Source organism: Haloferax profundi, from assembly GCF_001469865.1.
Lineage (GTDB): Archaea > Halobacteriota > Halobacteria > Halobacteriales > Haloferacaceae > Haloferax > Haloferax profundi.
Window position 1 is genome coordinate 1 of the sequence record NZ_LOPV01000640.1, and the last position, 350, is coordinate 350.

The following is a 350-nucleotide window of genomic DNA, read 5'->3' on the forward strand; positions in this document are numbered from 1 at the left end:
TTCTGCCCTTCGTCTACCTGCGTAGGGACCGCCGAGGACGAAGTGCGTCCTTCGCGGAGTACGTGAACCTCTTAGCCGAGCGTGACTGTATCGACCGACTTCGTGTAGGCGGCGCAGAGACAGCAGCGTTCGCGCGGGCAGTTGATGTCCCGGTCACTCGTCACAGTCCCGCTGACGATGCAGGCGACGTCCTCGAGGAGATGCTCGTGGAGGGCGACCCAGTCGTCCTCATGGGAAACACAGTTGACGACTTTATGCGTGATATGGAGTCAGAAATCGCAACTCGGGCAGACACGTACCGTGATACGGAAGTTGTAGACAGAGCTGACACGTTCGATGCAGTCGCGAGT

The 350-nt window shown here is 58.9% G+C and carries 1 pseudogene; it reads left to right on the forward strand.

Features of this window, described 5'->3' with window-relative positions:
* Positions 1-62: 62 nt before the first annotated feature.
* Positions 63-350, forward strand: a pseudogene (locus AUR66_RS18260) (Mur ligase family CapB protein); the annotation flags it as partial.